At 73.0% G+C, this 24,995-nt stretch carries 24 protein-coding genes and 1 pseudogene; 14 read left to right on the forward strand and 11 right to left on the reverse strand.

Annotation, left to right across the window (positions count from 1 at the left end):
• Positions 1-37 precede the first annotated feature (37 nt).
• From G3I77_RS30655 to hypA, 3 genes are read left to right on the forward strand one after another with little or no spacing between them, the layout of a single operon-like run.
• Complete coding sequence (locus G3I77_RS30655; protein WP_031142147.1) at positions 38-244, forward strand: hypothetical protein; 207 nt, start codon at positions 38-40, stop codon at positions 242-244.
• A 34-nt stretch (positions 245-278) separates the two neighbouring features.
• The gene (locus G3I77_RS30660) at positions 279-470 is read left to right on the forward strand and encodes a hypothetical protein (protein WP_248508700.1); all 192 of its coding nucleotides are present in this window, start codon (positions 279-281) and stop codon (positions 468-470) included.
• 7 nt (positions 471-477) lie between these two features.
• Positions 478-828: a hydrogenase maturation nickel metallochaperone HypA gene (gene hypA, locus G3I77_RS30665; RefSeq protein WP_248508702.1), complete on the forward strand. Its 351-nt coding sequence runs from the start codon at positions 478-480 to the stop codon at positions 826-828.
• Between the two features lie 57 nt (positions 829-885).
• On the opposite strand, the gene hypE is transcribed toward hypA, so the two are convergent.
• From hypE to G3I77_RS30700, 7 genes are read right to left on the reverse strand one after another with little or no spacing between them, the layout of a single operon-like run.
• Positions 886-1,956 (reverse strand): hydrogenase expression/formation protein HypE, encoded by a 1,071-nt coding sequence (gene hypE / locus G3I77_RS30670; protein WP_282574161.1) that lies wholly within the window; start codon positions 1,954-1,956, stop codon positions 886-888.
• The gene (hypD, locus tag G3I77_RS30675) at positions 1,949-3,091 is read right to left on the reverse strand and encodes a hydrogenase formation protein HypD (RefSeq protein WP_248508704.1); all 1,143 of its coding nucleotides are present in this window, start codon (positions 3,089-3,091) and stop codon (positions 1,949-1,951) included. Before hypD ends, hypE begins: the two co-directional genes overlap by 8 nt.
• Positions 3,088-3,408 (reverse strand): HypC/HybG/HupF family hydrogenase formation chaperone, encoded by a 321-nt coding sequence (locus tag G3I77_RS30680; RefSeq protein ID WP_248508706.1) that lies wholly within the window; start codon positions 3,406-3,408, stop codon positions 3,088-3,090. The genes hypD and G3I77_RS30680 overlap by 4 nt, the downstream gene beginning before the upstream one ends.
• 3 nt (positions 3,409-3,411) lie before the next feature.
• Positions 3,412-5,724, reverse strand: coding sequence for a carbamoyltransferase HypF (gene hypF / locus G3I77_RS30685; RefSeq protein ID WP_248508708.1), 2,313 nt, complete (start codon positions 5,722-5,724; stop codon positions 3,412-3,414).
• Positions 5,721-6,464 (reverse strand): hydrogenase nickel incorporation protein HypB, encoded by a 744-nt coding sequence (gene hypB, locus G3I77_RS30690; protein ID WP_248508710.1) that lies wholly within the window; start codon positions 6,462-6,464, stop codon positions 5,721-5,723. Before hypB ends, hypF begins: the two co-directional genes overlap by 4 nt.
• Positions 6,465-6,503: 39 nt before the next feature.
• Positions 6,504-7,091, reverse strand: coding sequence for a hydrogenase maturation protease (locus tag G3I77_RS30695; protein WP_248508712.1), 588 nt, complete (start codon positions 7,089-7,091; stop codon positions 6,504-6,506).
• Positions 7,088-8,833: an enoyl-CoA hydratase-related protein gene (locus G3I77_RS30700; RefSeq protein WP_248508714.1), complete on the reverse strand. Its 1,746-nt coding sequence runs from the start codon at positions 8,831-8,833 to the stop codon at positions 7,088-7,090. The genes G3I77_RS30695 and G3I77_RS30700 overlap by 4 nt, the downstream gene beginning before the upstream one ends.
• A 286-nt stretch (positions 8,834-9,119) precedes the next feature.
• On the opposite strand from G3I77_RS30700, the gene G3I77_RS30705 reads away from it, so the two are divergent.
• The 3 genes from G3I77_RS30705 (at position 9,120) to G3I77_RS30715 (ending at position 11,520) form a co-directional block, all read left to right on the forward strand.
• A complete protein-coding gene (locus G3I77_RS30705; RefSeq protein WP_248508716.1) occupies positions 9,120-9,344 on the forward strand; it encodes a hypothetical protein in 225 nt (74 codons plus the stop codon).
• A gap of 93 nt (positions 9,345-9,437) precedes the next feature.
• A complete protein-coding gene (locus tag G3I77_RS30710; protein ID WP_248508718.1) occupies positions 9,438-10,196 on the forward strand; it encodes an IclR family transcriptional regulator in 759 nt (252 codons plus the stop codon).
• 100 nt (positions 10,197-10,296) lie between these two features.
• The gene (locus G3I77_RS30715; protein WP_248508720.1) at positions 10,297-11,520 is read left to right on the forward strand and encodes a PP2C family protein-serine/threonine phosphatase; all 1,224 of its coding nucleotides are present in this window, start codon (positions 10,297-10,299) and stop codon (positions 11,518-11,520) included.
• 22 nt (positions 11,521-11,542) lie between these two features.
• Here G3I77_RS30715 and paaK read toward each other — a convergent pair whose 3' ends face one another.
• On the reverse strand, positions 11,543-12,898 hold the full coding sequence (gene paaK / locus G3I77_RS30720; RefSeq protein WP_248508722.1) for a phenylacetate--CoA ligase PaaK: 1,356 nt from the start codon (positions 12,896-12,898) through the stop codon (positions 11,543-11,545).
• Positions 12,895-13,284 (reverse strand): hydroxyphenylacetyl-CoA thioesterase PaaI, encoded by a 390-nt coding sequence (paaI, locus tag G3I77_RS30725; RefSeq protein WP_248508953.1) that lies wholly within the window; start codon positions 13,282-13,284, stop codon positions 12,895-12,897. Before paaI ends, paaK begins: the two co-directional genes overlap by 4 nt.
• Positions 13,285-13,513: 229 nt before the next feature.
• Between paaI and paaA the strand changes: the two genes are divergently transcribed.
• From paaA to paaE, 5 genes are read left to right on the forward strand one after another with little or no spacing between them, the layout of a single operon-like run.
• Complete coding sequence (paaA, locus tag G3I77_RS30730; RefSeq protein WP_248508724.1) at positions 13,514-14,500, forward strand: 1,2-phenylacetyl-CoA epoxidase subunit PaaA; 987 nt, start codon at positions 13,514-13,516, stop codon at positions 14,498-14,500.
• Positions 14,497-14,790 carry a 1,2-phenylacetyl-CoA epoxidase subunit PaaB gene (gene paaB / locus G3I77_RS30735; protein ID WP_248508726.1) on the forward strand — a complete coding sequence of 98 codons (294 nt, stop codon included), beginning with the start codon at positions 14,497-14,499 and terminating at the stop codon, positions 14,788-14,790. The genes paaA and paaB overlap by 4 nt, the downstream gene beginning before the upstream one ends.
• A gap of 10 nt (positions 14,791-14,800) precedes the next feature.
• Positions 14,801-15,628: a 1,2-phenylacetyl-CoA epoxidase subunit PaaC gene (gene paaC / locus G3I77_RS30740; RefSeq protein ID WP_248508728.1), complete on the forward strand. Its 828-nt coding sequence runs from the start codon at positions 14,801-14,803 to the stop codon at positions 15,626-15,628.
• Positions 15,622-16,137, forward strand: coding sequence for a 1,2-phenylacetyl-CoA epoxidase subunit PaaD (gene paaD / locus G3I77_RS30745; protein ID WP_248508735.1), 516 nt, complete (start codon positions 15,622-15,624; stop codon positions 16,135-16,137). The genes paaC and paaD overlap by 7 nt, the downstream gene beginning before the upstream one ends.
• Positions 16,137-17,252, forward strand: coding sequence for a 1,2-phenylacetyl-CoA epoxidase subunit PaaE (gene paaE, locus G3I77_RS30750; RefSeq protein ID WP_248508736.1), 1,116 nt, complete (start codon positions 16,137-16,139; stop codon positions 17,250-17,252). Before paaD ends, paaE begins: the two co-directional genes overlap by 1 nt.
• A gap of 125 nt (positions 17,253-17,377) precedes the next feature.
• Here paaE and G3I77_RS30755 read toward each other — a convergent pair.
• Together G3I77_RS30755 and G3I77_RS30760 are read right to left on the reverse strand one after the other, a co-directional pair.
• Positions 17,378-17,494 (reverse strand): annotated as a pseudogene (locus tag G3I77_RS30755) (helix-turn-helix domain-containing protein); the annotation flags it as partial.
• 8 nt (positions 17,495-17,502) lie between these two features.
• Positions 17,503-19,149 (reverse strand): PucR family transcriptional regulator ligand-binding domain-containing protein, encoded by a 1,647-nt coding sequence (locus G3I77_RS30760; protein WP_282574163.1) that lies wholly within the window; start codon positions 19,147-19,149, stop codon positions 17,503-17,505.
• Positions 19,150-19,361: 212 nt separating this feature from the next.
• On the opposite strand from G3I77_RS30760, the gene G3I77_RS30765 reads away from it, so the two are divergent.
• From G3I77_RS30765 to G3I77_RS30775, 3 genes are read left to right on the forward strand one after another with little or no spacing between them, the layout of a single operon-like run.
• Positions 19,362-20,630: an aspartate aminotransferase family protein gene (locus tag G3I77_RS30765; RefSeq protein ID WP_248508746.1), complete on the forward strand. Its 1,269-nt coding sequence runs from the start codon at positions 19,362-19,364 to the stop codon at positions 20,628-20,630.
• Positions 20,627-23,494, forward strand: coding sequence for an FAD-binding and (Fe-S)-binding domain-containing protein (locus G3I77_RS30770; RefSeq protein WP_248508748.1), 2,868 nt, complete (start codon positions 20,627-20,629; stop codon positions 23,492-23,494). Before G3I77_RS30765 ends, G3I77_RS30770 begins: the two co-directional genes overlap by 4 nt.
• A complete protein-coding gene (locus tag G3I77_RS30775) occupies positions 23,491-24,930 on the forward strand; it encodes an NAD-dependent succinate-semialdehyde dehydrogenase (RefSeq protein WP_248508750.1) in 1,440 nt (479 codons plus the stop codon). The genes G3I77_RS30770 and G3I77_RS30775 overlap by 4 nt, the downstream gene beginning before the upstream one ends.
• Positions 24,931-24,995 lie beyond the last annotated feature (65 nt).

Here is a 24,995-nt window from a genome sequence, read left to right on the forward strand (position 1 = left end):
TACTCCGCAGGTCGGAGGCGAGGAAGGAGAGCATCCCATGGGCAACATCAGAGTGGGCCGGCCCCAGGCGAAGCCCGACACTCCCGGGCACGTCGCGGGCATGCACCAGGGCAACAAGGGACCGCGCGAGCAGCAGAAGGGGCACCACGAGGACGGCACCGCCGACGCGCGCCGCTCCACGGGGATCCACTGGAAGCGGCATGACGCCCTCGCGGAGACCATGCCGAACATCTCGCCGGGATGAACACCGTGATGAGGACGAGCAGGGAGTCGCCGTGATGAAACGAGCATGCAGACCCGCCGCGCGCAGGCGAGGCGGGGTGAGCGGACAGCGGGTGCTGAAGGCCGAGGCCGTCCTGGTGGGCGGTGTGGTGCTGGCCCTGCTGTGCTGGGAGTGGCCCAGCCTGAGGCGCGAGGTGCGGATCTGGCGGATGTCCGGCGGATTTCGCGCCGGCCACCGCTACCCGTGAGCCGGCCGTGCACGAACTGTCGATCGCGACCGCGATCATCGAGCGGGCCGACGAGCTGGCCCGGGCGGACGGGACGGACGCCGTCTCGAAGGTGACCGTCCGGGTCGGCGAGCTGGCGGGCGTCGTCCCCGACGCCCTCGGTTTCGCCTTCGAGGTGGCCCGCGACGGCACCGCCCTCGCGGGGGCGGACCTCGTCGTCGAGCAGATCCCCGCGCAGGCCTGGTGCGGCCCGTGCGCCGAGGAGTTCCCGGTGGGCATGCCCCCGTTCTTCTGGTGCCCGCGCTGCGACCAGCCCTCCAACGACCTGCGCAGCGGCCGCGAGCTGGAGATCACCGGGATCGAGCCGGTACCGGCATAGCGAACGAGCGAGGGGCCCCGCCGATCCGTCGGCGGGGCCGCTCGTCCTGTCCTGCGGTCAGCAGATGCGCGGCAGCTGCTCCCCGAGCGGCAGATCCACCACCCGCGTCCCGCCCAGCCCGGTGGCGACCACCACCATCCCGGGATGCTCGGCGACGCACTCGCCGATCAGCGTGGCCCCGGCACCCTGCGGATGGCCCCGCATCGCCGCCAGGACCTCCTCCGCCCGCGACGGGGGCACGAAGGCGACCAGCCGCCCCTCGTTGGCGACGTAGAGCGGGTCGAGCCCGAGGAACCCGCAGGCGTTCGCCACCGCGTCCGGCACGGGAATGGCACGCTCCTGCAACCGGACACCGGTCCCGGAGGCACGGGCGATCTCGTTCAGCGACGCGCCCAGGCCGCCCCTGGTGGGGTCGCGCAGCACATGGATGTCCGGGGTGACGGCCAGCACGGCCGCCACCAGATCCGCCAGCGGCGCGGTGTCGCTGGCGATCTCCACCCCGAACTCCAGCCCTTCCCGGACGCTCATGATCGCCACCCCGTGCAGCCCGATCGGGCCGCTGACGAGGACCGCGTCGCCGGGCCGTGCACGCTGGGGCCGGATGTCCACCCCGTCGGGCACGAGCCCCACACCGGCGGTGGTGACGTACACCCCGTCGCCGTGCCCGGACTCCACCACCTTGGTGTCACCCGTGGCGATCGTGACCCCGGCGGCCTCGGCGGCCGCCCCCATCGAGCGCGCGATCCGCTCGACGACCGTCAGCTCCACGCCCTCCTCCAGGACGAAGGCGGCGGAGAGGTAGGCGGGTTTCGCTCCGCTCATCGCGAGGTCGTTGACGGTGCCGTTGACCGCGAGGTCGCCGAGGCAGCCACCGGGGAAGAACAGCGGCCGGACCACGTAGGAGTCGGTGGAGAAGGCCAGCCGCGCGCCGCCCAGTTCGAGGACGGCGGAGTCGGCGAGACCGGCCAGCGTGGCGTTGCCGTAGGCAGGGGTGAAGATCTGCTCCATCAGCTCGGCCGACAGCGCACCCCCTCCGCCGTGCCCCATGACCACCACCCCCTGGTCGCGCAGCGGGGCGGGGCAGGTCCAGTTGGCCGGGTCGACCACGTCGGCGAGTTGTTCAGGCAACGGGAGCCACCTCCTGCGGTGCGGCCGTGCCGGCCTGCGGCGCCGCGGTGTTCATCCGGCGGTAGAGGTAATAGGCCGCGCAGGCGCCCTCGCTGGAGACCATGGTGGCGCCGAGCGGGGTGCGCGGGGTGCAGGTGGTGCCGAACGCGGCGCACTCGGTCGGCTTGATCAGGCCCTGGAGCACCTCGCCGGCACGGCACTCGGCGGGCTCCTCGGTACGGATCCCGCTGACGTCGAAGCGGTGCTCGGCGTCGTACGCGCGGAAGGCGTCGGTCAGCCGCCAGCCGCTGGAAGGGATCCGCCCGATGCCGCGCCAGGACCGGTCGGTGACCTCGAAGACCTCCTCGATCATCCGCATCGCGGCCGGGTTGCCCTCCTCACGCACCGCGCGCGGGTAGGCGTTCTCCACCCGGTGCTCGCCGCGCTCCAGTTGGCGGACCGCCAGGCGGATGCCCTCCAGGATGTCCAGCGGCTCGAAGCCGGTCACCACCAACGGCACGCGGAACCGCTCGGCCAGCTCCGGGTACTCGGCCATCCCCATCACGCTGCACACGTGCCCGGCGGCGAGGAAGCCCTGCACCCGGCACTCGGGCGCCGTCATGATCGCCTCGACGGCCGGGGGCACCCGCACATGCGACACCAGCAGGCTGAAGTTGGACAGTCCCAGCCGGCGCGCCTGGTGCACGGCCATCGCGTTGGCCGGGGCGGTGGTCTCGAAGCCGATCGCGAAGAACACCACCTCCCGGTCCGGGTTGCGGCGGGCCAGCTCCAGGGCGTCGAGCGGCGAGTACACCACCCGGACGTCGCCGCCCTCTCCCTTGACCCGGAACAGGTCGCGGTCGGTGCCCGGCACCCGGAGCATGTCGCCGAAGGAGCAGAAGATCACCCCGGGCCGCGAGGCGATCTCCAGCGCCTTGTCGATGACCTCCAGCGGCGTGACACAGACCGGACAGCCCGGTCCGTGGATCAACTCGACCTGCTCGGGCAGCAGCTGGTCGATGCCGTGCCGGATGATCGAGTGGGTCTGCCCGCCGCACACCTCCATCAGGGCCCAGGGCCGGGTGGCGGTGGCGCGGATCTCGTCCAGCAGGCGTCGTGCCAGGCGGGGGTCGTTGAACTCGTCGATGTACTTCACCGGGCCTCACTCCCGCCGTCCTGGGGCCCCGCCACCGCGGCGCCGCCCGCCTCCTTGGCCGCCTGCTCCCAGGCGTCCCCGAACTCCTCCTCCAGCAGCCCCAGTTCCTCGAACAGCTTCAGGGAGGCCAGGGCCGACTCCTCGTCCAGGCGCTGGAGCGCGAAGCCGACGTGCACGATGACGTACTCACCCACCTTGACGTCGGACACGTACTCCAGGCACGCCTGTTTCTGCACGCCGCCGAAGTCGATCAGCCCGGTGAGCGGATCGGCACTGTCGTCGATGGCCACGACCTTGCCGGGCACTGCCAAACACATGGGTCACTCCTCCTGTCGTAGGTGCGCCGCGACCACCAGCTGGCCGAGGGCCAGCCCGCCGTCGTTCGGCGGGACTTCGCCGTGACGGAGCACCGCGAAGCCGTCTTCGGCCAGTAGCTGCGCGCACTCCTCCTCCAGCAGCGCGTTGGCGAACACACCGCCGCTGAGGGCGACGGTGGCCAGGCCGGTGTCCTGACGCGCCCGCCGGCAGATCTCCGCCACGGCCCGCGCCACCGCATGGTGGAAACGGGCCGCGAGCACGGCGGCCGGGGTGCCGCGCCGCAGATCGGCGACCAGCGCACTCAGCACGGGCGCCGGGTCGAGCCCGCCGGCGAAGGCGTACGCCGACGTGTCGGCGCCCCAGGCCGTGGCGGCCGCCGCCTCCAGCTCCAGCGCGGCCTGCGCCTCGTACCCGGCGCGATGGCACACGCCCACCAGCGACGACACGGCGTCGAAGAGGCGGCCCATGCTGGAGGTCGCCGCACAGGCCAGACCGCGGGCCAACTGCCGTTCAAGAACGGCCAGTTCGTCCGGGACGCAGGCGGAAACGCACGGCAGGTCCGCGTCCCACGGCAGTCCAGCCGCCCACAGCCGGGCCAGGGCCAGACGACACGGGTTGGCCACGCCCGCGTCGCCGCCGGGCAGCGGGGCGGGGGACAGGTGGGCGTAGCGCCGGAAGCCGCTGTAGCCGGCGAGAAGGATCTCGCCGCCCCAGACGGTGCCGTCGTCTCCGTAGCCCGTGCCGTCGAACGCGACGCCGATCACGGGGGTGGTGCCGTCGAGGCCGTGCTCGGCCATCGCGGAGGCGATGTGCGCGTGGTGGTGCTGGACCAGCACGGGGGCGCGCCCGGCCAGCCGGGCGGCCCATCGCGTCGAGTGGTACCCGGGGTGCCGGTCGGCGGCGATCAGTTCGGGGCTCACACCGGTCAGGCCCCGCAGGTGTGTGTCCGCCCGCCGGGCCGCCTCCAGGGTGGCCAGGTCGCCCATGTCGCCGATGTGCGGGCCGAACCAGGCCTGGTCGCCCTCGCCGAGGCACAGGGCGTTCTTGAGATCGCCGCCCACGGCGAGAGCGGGCCGCACCGGGACCGGCAGCCGCAGCGGGCGGGGCACATACCCCCGGGACCGGCGCAGCACCTGCTCGGTGCCGTCGGGCCGCACCCGCAGCAGGGAGTCGTCGCAGGGCGAGGCGATGGGCCGGTCGTGGGCGAGCCAGGCGTCGGCCAGCCCGGCGAGCCGGGTGAGCGCCTCGTCGTCGTCCGTGACGATCGGTTCCCCGGAGCGGTTGCCGCTCGTCATGACCAGCATGCGCGGGCCGGGCGGATCACCGGGCAGGCCGAACAGCAGGGTGTGTACGGGCGTGTAGGGCAGCATCACGCCGAGGTGCGGGCTGCCGGGGCAGACGCCGGGTGCGAGGCCGTTCGCCTCCGGGCGCCGGCGCAGCAGGACGATGGGGCGCCGGGAGCCGGTGAGGGCAGCCCGTGCGGACGTGGAGAGCTCGGCGATCCGCCGTACGTCGTCGAGGTCCGCGCACATCACCGCGAACGGCTTGCCGCCGCGTGCCTTGCGGGTGCGCAGGGCCTCCACGGCCCGGGCGTCGGTGGCGTCGCAGGCCAGGTGGTAGCCGCCGAGCCCTTTGACGGCGACGATCCGCCCGGCGGCCAGCAGCGCCCGCGCCGATGCCAGGGCCTCGGCGTCCCGGGCCGGCCGGACCCCGCTCCCGGACGCCGGCACCAGGCGCAGCCGAGGGCCGCAGCCCGGGCAGGCCACGGGCTGGGCGTGGAAGCGGCGGTCGAGGGGATCGCCGTACTCCCGGGCGCACTCGGCGCACATCGGGAAGCCGGTCATGGTCGTGACCGCCCGGTCGTACGGCATGCCCGTGGCGATGGTGAAGCGGGGACCGCAGTGCGTGCAGGTGACGAACGGGTGCCGGTACCGGCGGTCGGCCGGATCGCCCAGCTCCCGCAGGCAGTCCGGGCAGGTCGCCGTGTCGGGCGGGAGCAGGGTGCTGCCGGGGGAGTGGTCGGTGGAGCGGATGCCGAAGGCGTCGCCGGCGCCGGTGGCGGGCAGGTCCTCGAACCCGACGCCGGTGACGGTGGCCAGCGGCGGAGGCTCCTTGGCCAGCCGGTCGCAGAAGTCGGCGACCCCGTCCGGCGGCCCCTCCACCTCGATGAGGACACCACCGGCCGTGTTGCTCACGAAGCCCCCGAGCGCGAGGTCGGTGGCGAGGCGGTGCACGAAGGGACGGAAGCCCACGCCCTGCACGGTGCCGCGCACGGTGACGCGACGGCGCACCGCCCGGGTGGCGGGCGCTGTCACGGGACGAGGCCGGCTTCGGCGCCCTCGTGCGTGTGCGTGTGGGTGTGCGGGCGGGGCGCCAACGGCGGCCGGTGGACGGGGGCCCCGTCCCGGACGGCGAGCACCCGTTCCAGCAGGGCGTCGACGCCGGCGCCGGTACGGGCGCAGGACCGCACCACCTCCACCCCCGGGTTGACCCGCTGGACGTTCGCCTCGAAGGCCGCCTCGTCGAACCCGGCCGGCCCGGCCAGATCCGTCTTGGTCAGCACCACCAGATGGGCGGACCCGAAGGCCGTGGGGTACTTCAGCGGCTTGTCCTCGCCCTCCGTCACCGCCATGAGCACGATCCGCAGGCTCTCGCCGAGGTCGTAGGACGCGGGGCAGACGAGGTTGCCGACGTTCTCCACGAACAGCAGCGACGTGCCCTCGGGCAGCCAGCTCTCCACGTGGCCGCGCAGCTGCCGCGCCTCCAGGTGGCACAGCCCGTCCGTCAGCAGCTGCTTCACCGGGGCTCCCGACCGGGCCAGCCGGTCGGCGTCGTTCTCGGTGGCCAGGTCGGCGGTGAGCGCGGCCACCGGCAGGCTCCGCTCCACCGCCCTGGCCAGCACCCGCCCGAGCAGTTCCGTCTTGCCGCTGCCCGGGCTGGACAGCAGGTTGACCACGCTCACCGCGCGCCGGGCCAACTCGTCACGCAGGTCCGCGGCCAGTCCGTCGTTCTTCGCCAGGACGGCCTGAGTGACCTCGTCCACGGAATCGCACATGGGCGCCGCTCCTCGCGGGTCGGTAGGGAAATCGTTCCGCTACCGATCCTCCGCGCCGCCGCTCACGGTGCCCGGCAGCCCGGCCGACGACAGGGCTGCGGATTCGTCCGGGCGGCTCAACGGGGGCGTGGCCGCGGGGTCGGTGAGCAGCACCGGCACCATGGTGTGCAGCGCCGCGGCGGCTCGCCCGACCGCCTCGCGCACCGTCGCGCTGATGCCCGGGGCGATGTCCTCGTCGGCGGGTGCCCGCAGCTCCGGCTCACAGGCCAGGACCAGGACGCGGGGGAGCGGCTCGTCGCCCAGGTGGGCGGCCAGGGCGAGGACCTTCGCCGGATCCATGCCGTGCGCCTCGGGCGGCGCGCCCGCCGTGGAGCCGTCGGGCATGTCCGGCTCGATCAGCGACAGTGTCCCGGGCTCGTGCCCGCGTACGGCCGCGTCGACCAGGACGGCCGTGTCGTAGCCGTCGAGCAGCTCGTACGCCAGGTCCATGCCGCGGATGCCGAAGTCCCGCACCCGCACCTCCGGCGGCAGCGGGTGCCGGTCCAGGGCGCGGATCACCTCGGGGCCGAAGGCGTCGTCCGCGAGGAAGATGTTGCCGACGCCCGCCACGAGCAGTCGCGCGCTCATCGAGCGTCTCCGGGGGCCAGCGGCCGGGAGGAGCCGGTCGGGAGCTTGCGGACGAAGGCGGAGCGCAGCGTGTGATAGGGCGCCCCGGGGTCGAAGAAGACGGCGCGCATACGGGCGAGTTCGGCCCGCCGGTATTCGGCGAGGGGCCGCTGGAGCTCGTCCGCGTGACGGGACGTGGCCTTGGCGGTGATCCGGCGCGGGAGATCCGGATCGGCGGCCAGGTCGGCGGCCAGGCGCTCGACCTCGGTGCCGAACTCCTGCGCCGCAACCGGCACCAGACGGTCCACCAGCCCGATCCGCTCGGCCGTCGCGGCGCTCACCGGCAGCGCCTCGGTCGTCAGCCGCTCGGCCGTCTCGGCGCCCACCCGGCGGGGGAGCGAGTACGTCCAGTACTCCGACCCGTACAGGCCCATGTTCCGGTAGTGCGGGTTGAGGACGCTGCCCCTTCGGCACCAGACCTCGTCGGCCGCCAGGGCGAGCATGACACCGCCGGCCGCCGCGTTGCCGCCGAGGGCCGCCACGACCAGCCGGTCGGTGGTGCGCAGCACCGCCTCGACCACGTCGTTCATGGCGTTCAGGTTGGACCAGGACTCGCTCGCCGGGTCGCTCGACGCCTCGATGACGTTGAGGTGGATGCCGTTGGAGAAGAAGTCGCGGGCGCCGCCGAGCACCAGCACCGAGGTGGGGCGGGTGAGGGCGTAACGCCAGGCGGCGAGCAGCCTGCGGCAGTGGGTGGTGCTCATGGCCCCGCCGGGGAACGAGAAGGCCAGGAAGCCGATGTGACCGCGCTGCCGGTAGCGGATGTCGGTCCAGGTGGTGCGGTCCGGGGGCAGCTCGAGCGGGGCGGCGATCTCCGGCAGCCAGTACGGGCGGTCGTTCGAACCCGGCATGCCCGGGCTGCTGCCGGGCGGGGCCGGGAAGTGGGAGAGCACCGAGGCCGCCGGGCGGCGGAACGGCGCCGGGTCACCGGAGCTCTTGCGGGGGCGCAGCTCCGGGATCCACACCGCGCCGTCCCGGGTGGCCCGGCAGACCGCGCCGGCCCGGGTCGCGAGCAGTTCCCCGGGTTCCCCGCGCAGCCGGTCCTCGGGGTGCCCGCCGTGCAGGAACACCTCCCGGTCGCAGATCTCGTCCCGGACGCCCGGCTGCGAGTCGGCACCGCGGAGCTTGCGCAGCACCGTCGCCGTGCTGTCGTTCTCCCAGTCGATCCGCCGCTGCTCCTGGCGGAAGAAGTCCCGCCACACCACGTGGATCCCGGGTTCGCTCTGCGGGCGCGGTTTGTACGACCCGTCGGCGTAGCGCCGCACGGCCAGCAGCACGGCGGCCGTGGCGGCGTCCGCGACCTCGTTGCGGTACACGTCGCTCTTGCCCGCCGGCGGCACCGGGAAGGTGCCGTCCGCCCACACGTCCCCCGCGTCCATGGCCGCCTCGGCCTGGAGCACCGTCACGCCCCACTCGGGCGCCTCCTCGGCGATCGCCCAGTCCAGCGACGACGGGCCCCGGTCACCGGGTGGCCCCGGGTGCACGATCAGGCAGGTGTGCTCCCGCCACACGTCCTCCGGCAGGGCCGACTTGAGCATCGGGGCGACGATCAGCTCCGGGCACACCTCGCGTACGGCGGCCCGGACGGCGTCGGGGCCGTGCGAGGCGAGCACGACGTCCACGTGGTGCCCCTCGTCCGACAGTTCGGCGCACACACGCTGGGACAGGCTGTTGAACGCACTGGCGACGAGCAAGATGTCCATGACATGGCATCGTCGTCCGTCGGGGGAGGGCCGTGAAGGACCACGGCGGCGTTTCGCCGTCCTCATCCGCTTCCGGCCGAACGGATACGCGGACCCTGCGGGAAAGCCGATCGGCCGTTGCTCGCGAACGTATTCGATATTACGGTCCTGCGGTGATCACCCGGCGCACGCCGGAGCGGGCGTCACGAGGGGACCTCACATGCGCAACCGGCCGGCGGGTCTCGCACCCGGACCCGTCCGTCCTGCGCGTGGGGTTGGACTTCTACCTCGCGACGTCGGCGTTCGAGTGGTACCCGGGCGTACGCCTGCACCCACGGGTAGCGGCTGGGAGCCGTTCGGGCCCGCCCTGGACGCCACGGTCCTGTCCGACGAGCACGCCGAGCACATCGAGGACGGCCACATCCGCTCCCTCGGCTTCACGGGTGCGTTCGCCGGCCTGTGGGCCTGGGACCTCACCGGGGGCGGCCATCACGCGGACTTCGACGAGGTGACGTACCGGGCCGGGCACTGAGCGCACAGGGGGTGCCGTTCGAACCGCCCTCCACGGCCCCGCGTCCCTCCGGCCCCCCTTGCCCGGGACGCACGCCTGGCGCACGCTGTTCGTATGGGTGCCCAGGAAGGCCCTACGCTCATCAACTCCGTCCAGCGGGCCATGCGGCTGCTGGAGGCGGTGAGCGCGCACGAGAACGGCGCGCCGGCCAAGCAACTGGCGCGCGAGACGGGTCTGCCCCTGGCCACCGCCTACCACCTGCTGCGGACCCTGGTGCACGACGGGTACGTGCGCAAGCTGGACGACGGCGGCTTCGTCCTCGGCGACAAACTCCAGACCCTGCAGTCCACGGGACGTGCGCAGGCGCTGCTCAGCCGCGTCCGGCCCACCCTCGCCGCGCTGCGGGACGAGCTCGCGACCGCCGCCTACCTCACCTTCTACGAGGAGGGCGAGATCCGGGTCGCCGAGATCGTCGACAGCCCCGGTACCCCCCGCGTCGATCTCTGGGTGGGCTTCGAGGACGCGGGGCACGCCACCGCACTGGGCAAGGCCGTACTGCGGGAACTGGACGAAGGGGACCGCCAGGACTACCTCTCCCGCCACCACCTCGCCGACCTCACCCCGCGGACGATCACCAGCCTCCCGGAACTGCTCCGGCGGCTGGATACCCCGCCCCTGGCCCCGGCCATCACGGACCTGGAGGAGTACGCCCTCGGCACGGTCTGCGTCGCCGTCCCGGTCTACAGCGGGGACACGCTCGGCTCCCTCGGTGTCTCGCTGCCGTCGAACCGGCTCTCCCGGCTGCCGGAGATCCGCGAGCGGCTGCTCCCGACCGCGAGCCGGGTGACCAGGAGCCTCTCGCTCACTATCTGAAAATCCGCTTCTTGCCGGTGTCCCCGCTCACCCCGTTCTCTGGATAAAGCAGACATTTCAGGGACGTGCCCCGCGCACAGGTGAGGACTGATACACAAACATGAGCCAAGCCCGAGACCACGGCGTCGACCACCAGCCGGTACGGCCGTTCGGCAACCGAGTGGCCGGTTCCAGGGCCTCGGCCCTCAGACGCGCCGTCGCGCAGCCGGCCGTCGGCAGGCCCCTCCTGCCCGTCCTGGTCGTCGCCCTCGTCGTGTCCGCCGACCTCGCCGGCGGAGCGGGGATGATCTGGCTGCCCCTGCTCGCGGCCGGGCCCGCCCTGGCGGCCACGACCAACGGGCCGCTCGGGGTCCTCTGCGTCGGCTTCCTCGCCGCGGCGCTCGGTGTGACGCTCGGGATCCGGGACGGAGTGCCGCTCCGGGAACTGTCCGCCGTGCTGTCGGCCCTGGCCGCCGTCACTCTCGCGAGCGGTCTGGCCAGTACCCTGCGCGGGCGCCGGGAACGGGTGCTCGCCGCCGTCCGCTCGGTCGCGGAGACCGCCCAGCACGCACTGCTCAGGCCCGTGCCGTCGACCGTCGGGCCGTTCCAGGTGGCCGTCCGCTACAGCGCGGCGGCGGCCGAGGCCCGAATCGGAGGGGACCTGTACGCGCTGATACCCACCCCGCACGGGGTGCGGCTGATCGTCGGCGACGTGCGCGGCAAGGGGCTGCCGGCCGTCGGGACCGCGGCGCTGGTGCTCGGTGTCTTCCGCGAGGCCGCCCACGACGAAGCCGATCTCCTCGCCGTGGTCGACAGGATCGAGCGGAGCCTCGCCCGCAACCTCGGACACGACGACTTCGTCACCGCCGTGGTCGCCGGATACCCGCGGGCCGGGCATCTGGAGGTGGTGAACTGCGGGCACGCGCCCCCGCTGCTGGTGCGGGCCTCCGGCGGCATCACCGCGGTGGAGCCCACCCACCCGGCCCCGCCCCTCGGGCTGCGCGCCCTCACCGGCCATACCCCCGGGCTCCAGGCGCTCCCCTTCGCCGACGGCGACCAACTGCTGCTCTACACCGACGGGGTCACCGAAGCCCGTGACGGCGACCGCTCCTTCTACCCCCTGGCCGAGGGCCTGAAGCGCCATGTCTCCCACGAGCCGGCCGCCACGGTCGGCGCGCTCCACGACGAACTGCTGGCACACGTGGGCGGCCGGCTGCACGACGACGCGGCCCTGCTCCTCATCCGCAAGCCGGCCGCACGCCTCGCCGAAGCAGAGGCTCCCGGGGCGGGCGACCTCGGCCCGACCGCTCCCGCCCCGGTGCGCGAGGCGAGGTGCTGCTCGTGAGAGCGGCGGCGGCCTGGCCGGGTCACGCCTCGCGCAGGTCCTTGACCCGGCGGAGTTTGCCGAGGGAGCGCTCCAGGGGCTCCGGTTCGACGATCGTCACGTCGGCGCTGATGCCGATGCCGTCCTTGACGGCCTTCGCGATCGTCCCGGCCGCGGCTTCGCGCTGCTCGGGGCCGGTGCCGGGACGGCTCTCGACACGGACGGTCATGTGGTCCAGGCGGCCGCGCCGGGTGAGCTGGATCTGGAAGTGCGGGGCGACGCCGGGCGTGCGCAGCACGATCTCCTCGATCTGGCTGGGGAAGACGTTCACCCCGCGCAGGATGATCATGTCGTCGCAGCGGCCGGTGATCTTCTGGATGCGGCGGAACGCGGGCCGGGCCGTGCCGGGCAGCAGCCGGGTCAGATCGCGGGTGCGGTAGCGGATGATCGGCAGGGCCTCCTTGGTCAGGGACGTGAAGACCAGCTCGCCCTCCTCGCCCTCGGGCAGCACCTCACCCGTGATCGGGTCGACGACCTCGGGGTAGAAGTGGTCCTCCCACACGTGCAACCCGTCCTTGGTCTCCACGCACTCCTGGGCCACACCGGGGCCGATCACCTCGGACAGGCCGTATATGTCGACGGCGTGGATGTCCATCCGCTCCTCGATCTCGCGGCGCATCTCCTCCGTCCACGGCTCGGCACCGAAGACGCCCACCCGCAGACTGCTGTCGCGCGGGTCGAGGCCCTGACGCTCGAACTCGTCGAGCAGCGTGAGCATGTAGGACGGGGTGACCATGATGATCTCGGGCCCGAAGTCCTGGATGATCTGCACCTGGCGCGCGGTCATGCCCCCGGAGGCCGGGATCACCAGACAGCCGGCGCGCTCAGCGCCGTAGTGCGCGCCGAGGCCGCCGGTGAACAGTCCGTACCCGTAGGAGATGTGCACCTTGTGGCCCGGGCGCCCGCCGGCGGCGCGGATCGAGCGGGCGACGAGGTCCGCCCACATCGACAGGTCGTTCTCCGTGTAGCCGACCACCGTGGGGCGGCCGGTGGTGCCGCTGGAGGCGTGTACGCGCCGCACCTGGTCCATGGGGACGGCGAACATCCCGAACGGGTAGGTGTCCCTGAGGTCCGCCTTCGTGGTGAACGGGAACCGGGAAAGGTCCCCCAGCGAACGGCAGTCGTCGGGGGAGACCCCGGCCGCGTCGAACTTCTTCCGGTACGCCTCCACGTTCTCGTAGGCGTGCCGCAGGCTCCGGCGCAGACGGTCGAGCTGGAGCTCCCGCAGCTGCTCGCGCGTCAGGCGCTCACCGTCGTCGAGCAGGTCGTGGGGGAGGGGCTCGCCGCGCCGCTGCCCCGTCGGCTCCGGGGCCCGGGAGGCTGTCGTCTCACTGGTCATTCGGACTCCTCCGGCCTCGTGCTCCCGATGCTCCGGCTGCGGCCCCGGAACTCCGCTATCACCTCGTCGCCCCGCCGGACACTCACGTCGTAGAGGCCGCTGCGCCCGAACCGGGTGCGCTCCTCGGCCCGCGCGACCAGCTCGTCGCCCTGGTGCGCCGGGGCCACGAAGGTGATGTCCGCGCCCGCCGCGACGGTCACCGGGCCGCGGCTGTTGCAGGCGCAGGCGAAGGCGCTGTCGGCGAGCAGGAAGACGTAGCCGCCGTGGGCGATCCCGTGCCCGTTCACCATCGCCGGGGTCACGGTCATCCGGAGCACGGCGGTTCCTTCGCCCTGCTCCAGCAGTTCGATCCCGAGCCCGCGGGAGGCCTCGTCCGCGGCGAACATCGCCTCCGCGGGCGGCGTCGCATCAGCGGTATGGGTCACTTCTCGCACCACCTCATAGCCCGACCGAATATTCGGTTAGCTTCGGCGCAGCCCAGTAATCCAGCCTCTCCGGCGACTGTCAAGGGTCGCCGTGCGGTGCCTGCCGGGGAAACGGCACGGACCCCCTACCAAGCCGGGCGGGGCTGCCCTATCATGGACCGAACGAATGGTCGGTTGGGAAGTGGGACGGATGGATACGACACGCTCCAGCCCCGCGGGGACGGACGGCGCCGAGCCGGTTCTCCAGCAGCACTTCGACGCGACGATCGCGCGGGACCAGCGAATCGAGCCGCGCGACTGGATGCCGGAGGGCTACCGGAAGACACTGATCCGGCAGATCGCGCAGCACGCGCACTCGGAGATCATCGGCATGCAGCCGGAGGGCGAGTGGATCACCCGCGCCCCGTCGCTGCGCCGCAAGGCCATTCTGTTCGCGAAGGTCCAGGACGAGGCCGGGCACGGGCTGTACCTGTACTCGGCGGCGGAGACGCTGGGCGCCGACCGCGCGGATCTGACCGAGCGGCTGATCGAAGGCCGGCAGAAGTACTCGTCGATCTTCAACTACCCGACGCTGAGCTTCGCGGACGTCGGGGTGATCGGCTGGTTCGTGGACGGCGCCGCGATCTGCAACCAGGTGCCGCTGTGCCGCTCGTCCTACGGGCCGTACGCGCGCGCCATGGTGCGGATCTGCAAGGAGGAGTCGTTCCACCAGCGGCAGGGCTACGAGCTGCTGATGACGATGATGCGGGGCACCGACGCCCAGCGCGAGATGGTGCAGGACGCTGTGGACCGCTGGTGGTGGCCCTCGCTGATGATGTTCGGCCCGCCCGACGACGCCTCACCCAACTCGGCGCAGTCCATGGCCTGGAAGATCAAGCGGCACAGCAACGACGAGCTGCGCCGGCGCTTCGTCGACATGACCGTCCCGCAGGCCGAGAAGCTCGGCGTGACGCTCCCCGACCCGGAGCTCCGCTGGAACGAGGAGCAGGGTCACCACGACTTCGGCACGCCCGACTGGGACGAGCTGATGCGGGTCATCAAGGGCGACGGCCCGTGCAACGACCAGCGGATCGAACGGCGCCGCACGGCCCACGAGGAGGGCGCCTGGGTGCGCGAGGCGGCCACCGCCCACGCCGCCAAGCAGGCGGCCCGCGAGCGGAAGGGAGCGGTGGCATGACCGCCGACAAGCAGGACTGGCCGCTGTACGAGGTGTTCGTACGCGGCAAGCGCGGGCTGAACCACGTCCACGTGGGCTCACTGCACGCCGCCGACGACCGCATGGCGCTCACCCACGCCCGCGACCTGTACACCCGGCGCAACGAGGGCGTCTCGATCTGGGTCGTGCGCTCGGAGCACATCGCCGCCTCCACCCGCGACGAGAAGGACCCCTTCTTCGCACCCAGCGCCGACAAGGTCTACCGGCACCCGACCTTCTACGACATCCCCGAAGACGTCCCGCACATCTGAAGGAGAGGGCATGAGTGACGAGCACGTCTACATGACCCTCGCCGAGGGACACGAGGACGACACCCGCTGGGCCTACGGCACCGGCTTCGAGGACCCCCTGCACGGCGTCGACATCACGGTGCCCGACGGAGTGGACGCCGGTGAACTGGCCGCCCTCTGCGTCACCCTGGCCGACGACGCCCTCGTCTCGGCACAGCGGCTGGCCGAGTGGACCACCCGCGCCCCCGAGCTGGAGGAGGAGGTGGCGCTGGCCAACATCGGGCTCGACCTGCTCGGCCAGGCCCGCCTGCTCTACGCCCGCGCGGGCCAGGCCGACGGCACCGGCCGCGACGAGGACGCCTTCGCCTACTTCCGTGACGCCGACGACTTCCGCAACGTACGCCTGGCGGAACTCCCCAACGGGGACTTCGCGTTCTCGATCGTGCGGCTGCTGGTGTTCGCCAGCTGGCGCCTCGCGCACTTCGAGCGGCTCACGGCCCACCGCGACCCGGTCCTCGCGGCGATCGCCGCGAAGGGCGTGAAGGAGCTGGCGTACCACCGCCAGTACGCCGCCGAGTGGGCCGTGCGCCTCGGCGACGGCACCGAGGAGTCGCACCGCCGGATGCGCAGGGCGCAGGAGCAGGTGGCGCCCTACCTGGGCGAGCTGTTCACGGCGTTCGACGTACGGGACGAGGTCGTCGCCGTGCTGCGCCAGGTCACCGAGGCGGCCGGGCTGCCCATGCCCGTCTACCGGCCGCTGCCCGGCTCGGGCCGCAGCGGGGAGCACACCGAGCATCTCGCCCCGCTGCTGGCCGAGTTGCAGGGCGTGGCCCGCGCCCACCCGGAGGGGACATGGTGACGACAGCCCTGGACGCGCGGCGGGCCCGGCACATCGCCGAGCAGGTGCCCGACCCCGAACTGCCCATGCTCACCCTGGCCGACCTCGGAGTGCTGCGCGAGGTGTCCCTGACCCCGGACGGCACGGTGATCGCGACCCTGACGCCCACCTACTCGGGCTGCCCGGCGATGGCGGAGATGCGCGCCGGCGTGGCAGCCCGGCTGCGGGACGCCGGGTACGCGCGCGTGGAGATCCGCACGGTCCTCGACCCGCCCTGGAGCAGCGACTGGATCACGGCGGCCGGCCGCCGCAAGCTCGCCGAGCACGGCATCGCCCCGCCCGGGGCCGCGCCCGCGCGAGCGGCCGGCCCGGTCCCGCTCGTGCTGTCGCCGACCCGCCGCTCGGTGCCCTGCCCCCGCTGCGGCCATCCCGACACCGAGGAGACCTCCCGCTTCGGCGCCACGTCCTGCAAGTCCCTGTGGCGCTGCCTCGCCTGCCGCGAGCCGTTCGAGTACGTCAAGGAGATCTGATGGAGGACCTGATCGAGCCGGCCCACGCCCCGGCGGCACGCCCGCGTGCGCGCCGACGTCCGGTCTTCCACCCCCTGCGGGTCGCGGCCGTGCAGCCGCTGTGCGAGGACGCGGCAGCCGTGAGTTTCGACATCCCGGCCGAGCTGACCGAGGAGTTCACCTTCGCGCCCGGCCAGTCGCTCACCCTGCGCCGCGACATCGACGGCCGCGACGAACGCCGCTCGTACTCGATCTGCGCCCCCGCCGGCACAGCGCCGCGCATCGGCGTCCGCGTGGTGCCGGGCGGCCTGTTCTCCTCCTGGCTGGTGCACGACGTGCGCCCCGGCGACACCGTCGAGGTGATGGCGCCCACCGGTGCCTTCACCCCCGACCTGACCACCCACGGCCACCACGTCCTGATCGCGGCCGGCTCCGGCATCACGCCCATGGTCTCCATCGCCGAGTCCGTCCTGGCCGCCGATTCCCGCTCGAACGTCACCCTCCTCTACGGCAACCGCCGCACCGGCACGGTGATGTTCGCCGACGAACTCGCCGACCTGAAGGACCTCTACCCGACGCGGTTCCAGATCGCCCACGTCCTCTCCCGCGAGCCCCGCGAGGCCGAGGTGCTCTCCGGCCGCCTCGACGCCGAGCGGCTCTCCGCGCTCGTCGACGCGCTGGTCGACGTGGAGTCCGCCGACCACTGGTGGCTGTGCGGCCCGCACGGCATGGTCCGCGCCGCCCAGCAGGTCCTGACCGGCCTCGGCGTGCCCGCCGACCGCGTCCACCAGGAGCTCTTCTACGCCGACGACGAGCCCGTACGCGAGGTCCACCACGCCGAGACCGGCCCCTCCGGCCCGGTCAGCCAGGTCACCGTCACCCTCGACGGCCGGTCGACCACCTCCGCTCTGCCCCGCGAGCGGTCCCTCCTCGAAGGCGCCCAGCAGACCCGCCCCGACCTGCCCTTCGCCTGCAAGGGCGGTGTCTGCGGCACCTGCCGCGCCCTGGTCACCGACGGCAAGGCCGACATGCGCCGCAACTTCGCCCTGGAACCGTCCGAGGTCGACGCGGGCTACGTCCTCACATGCCAGTCCTACCCGGTGTCCGAGGCACTGACGGTGGACTTCGACACCTGATCCCCCGACCGGTGCGCAGGCCTGCGGCCCCAGGCCTGCTCACCGTGGCGCTCCAGCGCGTACGCGCTGGAGTCGGCCGGCGAACCGGGCACCACCACCGTGCGGTGGTTGTAGGTGTGCAGGAAGTCATGCAGCCCTGGCTCGCCCTCGGTCCGCCAGCGACCCGGCCAGCTGTGGGCCGTGGCTCGCGGGATGCCCATCTCGGCTGCGACATGCGCAACCGGGCGCCCCGCGCTCGCGATCGATACACCTAGTCGGCGCGCAGGACCCGCAACGCCGTGAGGGCCACGTGGAGTTCGGTGCGGCGGTCGCCGGACTCGAGGTCGGTGTCGAGGAGGCGTTCGATGGTGCGCAGGCGCTGGTACATGGTCTCCCTGGACAGGCCGCCGCGACGGGCCGCCGTGGTCTTGTTGCCGGCGGCGTCGAGGTAGTGGCCCAGGGTCGTCAGCAGGTCGGTGCCGTGCCGGGTGTCGTGGTCGATGAGCCGGCCCAGCCGGCGTTCCGTGTAGTCCTGGATCCGGGTGTCCTCGCGCAGCGCGTACAGCAGCCGGCGCAGGTCGATGTCCGGCAGCTCGTGGAAGGAACGGTCCGCGGGCAGGGCCTGGCCGGGCGGGGTGGCCTCTATGACCCGGGCCGCCTCCCGGAAGGTGCGTGCGGTGTCGGCGAGGTCCGTCACCTCCGAACCGACGCCGACGATCGCCTCCGGGGCCAGCGTCAGCGCGGTGCGGCTCAGCCGTTCGGCCACGGGCCGCCAGGGCTGGGCGGGGCGCAGGGCGAGCAGGACGCCGAGGCGGCCGGGGGAGAGTTCGCCGACCAGGGCCGGGACGCCGGCCGACCTCAGCTCCCGGTGCAGCCGGGTCTCCGGCTCGGCGCCTTCCCCGCCGGGGCCCAGGTCCACGAGGATCGCCAGGAAGACACCGGCCTCCGTGGGCAGGCCCAGCGCGGCGCAGCGGGCGCGGACGTCCTCGGCGGAGTGGTGGCGCTGCTCCGCCAGCTCCCGCAGGGCGTTGCGGTGGGCCGTGTGCTCCCACGGCGTGGAGTGGATGAGCCGGGCCACGGTCAGGGCCATCGCCGTGCGCTCCAGGACGGTGATGTGCTCCGGCCCGAAGGCCGGCCCGTCGGCGGGCAGCATGGCCAGACGCCCCCAGCGTTCGCCCTGGTAGGAGACGGGGGCGGTGAGCCAGCTCTCCGGGCCGCCCACCTCGGTGTGGTCGCCGGGCACGGTCGCCCGGGAGCGCCGCTCCCAGTCCCCGAGTGCCTCCTCCACCGTGCTCCCCGAGGGCTCGCAGATCAGCGCCTGGTGCACCAGGTTCTCCAGCACGACCGTCCGGCCGCTCATCTCCGCCGCCGCGCGCACCACGTCCTCCGGCCCCGCCCCGCGCAACGTCAGGGCCGTGAACGCCTCGTGGATCCGCTGGGTACGCCGCATCGCGTCGGCCTGGTTGCCGAGGATCAGCGCGTGCACGACCTGGGTGACCTCCAGGAAGTTGACGTCCCGGGCGAGGGTGACCAGCGGCAGACCCCGGGCCCGGCAGGCCTGTACGAGGGCGTCGGGCGGCCGGTGGTAGCGCCGTACGAGTTCGATGACCAGGGCGGCCGCCCCCACCTCGGTCAGTTCGTCGACGTACCGCCGGACGCCCGCTGCGTCCTCGGGCAGGGGCATGCCCGTGGTCAGGACCAGCTCGCCGCCCTTGAGGAAGGAGGCCGGGTCCGTCAGCTCGGTGATGTGCACCCAGCGCACCGGCCGGTCCAGCCGGGCCAGTCCCGTGACGACCTGGGGCTGTCCGGCGGCCAGGACGGGCAGGGCGAGGACATCGGCGAGGGTCGGTGCGCGACCGGCCGGGGCGTGGCCGCGGTCGGTCGTCGGCGGGTGATCGTCCACGGTGCCTCCCTGCATGTCCGGTCACTCTGACAACTGGCACTGACCTGCGCAAGAGCTGTCAACGCGAGGGGCAAGCGGTACCCGGGGGGTTCGGCGGCTGACACAACGTCCGAACACGGGGTTCCGGCTGGACAGATCACGCGTTGTCGCCTTTCGCGGCGGCTTGGATGCTCGGATACCGGAGCTGAGCCAAGCAACCAGACCTCGACGTACGGCCGGGAGACCACATGACCGCACTGTCGCCGCACCTTCGCCAGGCCACGCCCGTCGTGGCGGCCCGGGGCGAGGGCGTCCACCTCTACGGTGAGGACGGCCGCCGCTACCTCGACTTCACCGCCGGCATCGGCGTCACCAGCACCGGGCACTGCCACCCCAAGGTCGTGGCGGCGGCGCAGGAGCAGGTGGGCACGCTGATCCACGGCCAGTACACGACCGTCATGCACCAGCCGCTGCGCCGCCTCGTCGACAAGCTGGGCGAGGTACTGCCGTCCGGCCTGGACAGCCTGTTCTTCACCAACTCCGGCAGCGAGGCCGTAGAGGCGGCGCTGCGGCTGGCCCGCCAGGCCACCGGACGGCCCAACGTCATCGTCTGCCACGGCGGCTTCCACGGCCGTACGGTCGCCGCCGCCTCCATGACGACCTCCGGCATCCGCTTCCGGTCCGGGTTCTCGCCGCTGATGAGCGGCGTGGTCGTCACCCCGTTCCCGACGGCCTTCCGGTACGGCTGGGACGAGGAGACCGCCACCCGATTCGCCCTGCGGGAACTCGACTACACCCTCCAGACGATCTCCTCACCCGCCGACACGGCAGCGATCATCGTCGAGCCGGTCCTCGGCGAGGGCGGCTACGTCCCCGCGAACCGCGCCTTCATGGAAGGGCTGCGGGAGCGGGCGGACCGGCACGGCTTCCTGCTGATCCTCGACGAGGTGCAGACCGGCGTCGGCCGCACCGGCCGCTTCTGGGGCCACGACCACTTCGGCGTCACCCCCGACATCCTCGTCACCGCCAAGGGCCTGGCCAGCGGCTTCCCCCTCTCCGGCATCGCCGCCTCGGAGGAACTGATGACGAAGGCCTGGCCCGGCTCGCAGGGCGGCACGTACGGCGCGAACGCCGTCGCCTGCGCCGCCGCCTGCGCGACGCTGGACGTCGTACGCGACGAGATGCTCGTCGAGAACGCCGAAGCGATGGGCAAGCGGCTCCGCCAGGGCCTGGAGGCCGTGGCCGACCGGGCCCCGGGCATCGGCGACGTCCGCGGCCTCGGCCTCATGCTCGCCACCGAGTTCGTCACCGAGGACGGCGGTCCCGACCCGGAGACGGCCGCCCGCGTCCAGCGCGCGGCCATCGACGAGGGGCTGCTCCTGTTGCTGTGCGGCGCCTGGAACCAGGTCGTCCGCATGATCCCGGCACTCGTGATCGACGAGACGGGCGTCGACGAGGGCCTCCAGGCCTGGGCGAACGCGGTCGAGGCCGGCACATCGGGAGCCGGGGACCGATGACCACCGCCACCCGCGACCTGGCGGGTCTCGCGGCCCGTATCGCCGAGCTCGCGCCCGGTCTGCGGGTGGAGACCGGCCCGGGGGCCACCGGCCCGTACGCCTACGACGCCTCCAACTACCGCGTGCTGCCCCGGGCGGTGGCCTTCCCGCGCACCGCCGACGACGTGGTCGCGGTGCTGCGGGCCTGCCGTGCGGCGGGCGTGCCGGTCACGGCCCGGGGCGGCGGCACGAGCATGGCGGGCAATGCCGTCGGGCTCGGCGTGGTCCTGGACTTCTCCCGGTACATGAACCGGATCCTGGACATCGACGCCGAGGCGCGTACCGCCCGCGTCGAGGCGGGGGTGGTGCTGGACGCGCTGCGCAGTGAGACCGCCCTGCGGGGGCTGGACTTCGGGCCTGATCCGTCCTCGCACAGCCGGTGCACGCTGGGCGGGATGATCGGCAACGACGCGTGCGGGAACCGGTCGGTGCGCGACGGGCGGACCAGCGGGCATGTCGTGGAGCTGGAGATCGTGACGGCTGACGGCGTGCGGGCCGTGGCCGACCACGCCGGGCTGCACGCGCTGGACCCGGCCGACGCCGGTGCTGTCGCCCGGCTGGAAGCCGACCTCAAGCGTCTGGTCGGTGAGAACCTGGCGTTGATCCGGACCGAGCTGGGGCGCATCCCGCGTCAGGTCTCGGGCTATCAGTTGCAGCATCTGCTGCCGGAGAACGGCTTCGACCTGGCCCGTGCTCTGGTGGGCACCGAAGGCACCTGTGCGGTCGTCACCGCCGCGACGGTCCGCCTGGTGGCGACCGCACAGGCATCCACACTCCTCACGCTCGGCTACGGCGATGTGGTCGAGGCGGCCGAGGACGTGCCGGAGATCCTGCGCTTCGCGCCCAGCGCGGTGGAGGGCATGGACGAGGCGATCGTCGCGACCATGCGCGCCCGCCGCGGCCCCGACTCCGTCACCGGCCTGCCCGAGGGCCGGGCGTGGCTGTACGTCGAACTCGAAGGCGACGACCAGGCCACCGTGAACGCCCGGGCCGAAGAGCTGCTCGATGCGCTCAAGGCCCTGGGACGGCTGACCGGTGGCCGGGTCGTGGAGAGCCCGGCCGAGCGGCGTTCGCTGTGGCGGGTGCGGGAGGACGGGGCCGGACTGGCGGCCCGGCTCGTCGACGGCGGGGAGTCCTGGCCCGGCTGGGAGGACGCGGCCGTCGCCCCGGCGGACTTGGCCGCCTACCTGCGCGGCTTCCGCAAGCTGCTCGCCGCGCACGAGCTGACCGGTGTGCTGTACGGGCACTTCGGCGCCGGATGCGTCCATGTGCGGATCGACTTCGACATGGCCACGGACGCAGGCCGGACGGTCATGCGCCGGTTCCTGTCGGAGGCCGCCGCGTTGGTCGTCGAGCACGGCGGCACGCTGTCGGGTGAGCACGGTGACGGACGGGCCCGCAGCGAACTGCTGAAGGTCATGTACAGCCACCGCATGATCGCCGCGTTCGGCGCCTTCAAGAAGGCATTCGACCCCGAAGGGCTGCTCAACCCCGGTGTCATCATCGACCCGGCTCCGCTGGACACCGACCTCGCACTGCGCGAACTGCCGCTCGTGGACACGACGTTCGGCTTCCCGCACGACGAGGACGGCTTCGCCGGTGCCGTGCGTCGCTGTGTCGGGGTCGGCCGCTGCCGCAGTGACGCGGGCGGGGTGATGTGCCCGAGCTACCGGGCCACGGGCGAGGAGAACGACTCCACCCGCGGCCGGGCCCGCATGCTCCAGGAGATGGTCCGCGGCGAAGCCGTCAGCGACGGCTGGCGCTCCACCGAGGTCAAGGACGCCCTCGATCTGTGCCTGTCCTGCAAGGCCTGCTCCAGCGACTGCCCGGTCGGTGTCGATATGGCCACCTACAAGGCGGAGTTCCTCCACCAGCACTACAAGGGCCGCCTGCGGCCCCGCTCCCACTACTCCCTCGGCTGGCTGCCCCGGACCTCCGCCCTGGCCGGGTACGCGGCCCGCCCGGTCAACCTGCTGCTGCGCGGACCGCTCGGCAAGCTCCTGGCCCGCCTGGGCGGCGTCACCACCAAGCGCAGAATCCCCGCCTTCGCCTCCCGCCGCACCCTGCGCAAGACCCTCCGCGCTGCGAAGACCACCGAACCGGCCAAGGCCATCCTCTTCGTCGACAGCTTCACCCGCGCCTTCCGCCCGCAGGTGGCGGCGTCGGCGAGCCGCGTGCTCGCCGACGCCGGCATCCCCTGCACACCGCAGGACGGCCTGTGCTGCGGACTGACCTGGGTGAGCACCGGCCAGCTGTCCACGGCCCGCAGAGTCGTGGCCCGCACGGTCGCCGCCCTGGACAACGGCGACGACCGGCCCGTGATCGTGGCCGAACCCAGCTGCGCCGCCGCCCTCAAACGCGACGTACCCGAACTCCTCGGCACCGAGGCCGCCCGGCGCGTCGCCGCCCGCGTCCACACGTTCACCGGGGCACTGAGCGACCTGGCCGACCAGGGCTGGACCCCGCCGCCGCTGCCCGAGAACGTCGTGCTCCAGACCCACTGCCACGAGTACGCCACCTTCAAGGGCCGCCACCCCGCCGGCCTCCTGCGCCGCCTCGGCGTACGGAAGGTCGACGAGGCCGAGGGCTGCTGCGGACTCGCCGGCAACTTCGGCTTCGAAGCCCAGCACTACGACACCTCCATCGCCGTCGCCGATCTCGCCCTCACACCGCGCCTCGACGCACTCGACGGACGACCCGTCATCGCCGACGGCTTCAGCTGCGCCACCCAGATCGACCACCTCGCCGGTGACCGGGACGTCCGCGCCCTGCACCTTGCCGAACTCCTCGACCCCGCCGCCGATCAACCAGGAGAGACGACATGACCGAGGTACTGACTCAGCTGTTCATCGGCGGTGCCTGGGTGGACGCCGCGGACGGTGCCACCATGCCCGTCGACGACCCCGCCACCGGCGAGATGCTCTGCCACGTCGCCGACGCCGGCCCGAAGGACGCCCGGCTCGCCGAGGAGGCGGCCGTCCAGGCCCAGCAGGACTGGGCCCGCACCGCACCCCGGGCACGCAGCGAGATCCTGCGCCGCGCCTACGAGCTCATCCTGGAGCGCACCGACGAGCTCGCCCACCTGATGACGTCCGAGATGGGCAAGCCGCTGACCGAGGCCAGGGGAGAGGTGGCGTACGCCGCGGAGTTCCTCCGCTGGTTCTCCGAGGAGGCCGTCCGTATCGACGGCGGCTGCGGCACCCTGCCCGACGGCCGCAACCGCATGCTGCTCTCCCGCCGCCCGGTCGGCCCCTGCCTGCTGATCACGCCGTGGAACTTCCCGCTGGCCATGGGCACCCGCAAGATCGGCCCCGCCATCGCGGCGGGCTGCACGATGATCCTCAAGCCCGCCCCGCAGACCCCCCTGTCCAGCCTCGCGCTGGCCGGGATCCTCGAAGAGGCAGGCCTGCCGGACGGTGTGCTGAACGTCGTCACCACCTCCCGCGCCGGCGAGGTGTGCGAGCCGCTGCTGCGCGGCGGCCGGATCCGCAAACTGTCCTTCACCGGCTCCACCGCCGTCGGCCGGCTGCTGCTCGCGCAGTGCGCCGACACCGTCGTACGCACCTCGATGGAGCTGGGCGGGAACGCGCCCTTCATCGTCTTCGACGACGCCGACCTGGACGTGGCCGTGGACGGGGCGATGGTCGCCAAGATGCGGAACATGGGCGAGGCCTGCACGGCGGCGAACCGCTTCTTCGTGCACCGGTCGGTGGCGGACGAGTTCGGCCGGCGGCTCGCCGAGCGGATGGGCGCCCTCGTGGTGGGCCCCGGCACCCGCAACGGCGTCGACGTCGGCCCTCTGATCGACAGCACCGGACGCGCCAAGGTGGAGGAACTGGTCGCCGACGCGGTGGAGCGCGGCGCCCAGGTGCTCGCCGGCGGACGCACGCCGGAAGGGCCCGGCTTCTTCTACCCGCCGACCGTGCTGGCCGGCGTCGACCCCGGCAGCCGTCTGATGGACACGGAGATCTTCGGCCCGGTCGCCGCGATCCTCACCTTCGACGACGAGGACGAGGTCCTGCGCCGCGCCAACGACACGCCCTGGGGCCTCGTCGGCTACGTCTTCACCCAGGGACTGGACCGCGGCCTGCGCGTCAGCGAGGGACTGGAGGTGGGCATGGTCGGGCTGAACACCGGCCTCGTCTCCAACCCGGCGGCCCCGTTCGGCGGGGTCAAGCAGTCCGGGCTCGGGCGGGAAGGCGGCCGGGTCGGGATCGACGAGTTTTTGGAGTACCAGTACGTGGCCGTGCCCGTGCGATGACGCCGTCCCCGCCCCACTGACGGGCGATGACCGTTGGGGATTACCGATGGGGAATGAAGACATGA

It is taken from the genome of Streptomyces sp. D2-8 (assembly GCF_023184515.1).
GTDB lineage: Bacteria > Actinomycetota > Actinomycetes > Streptomycetales > Streptomycetaceae > Streptomyces.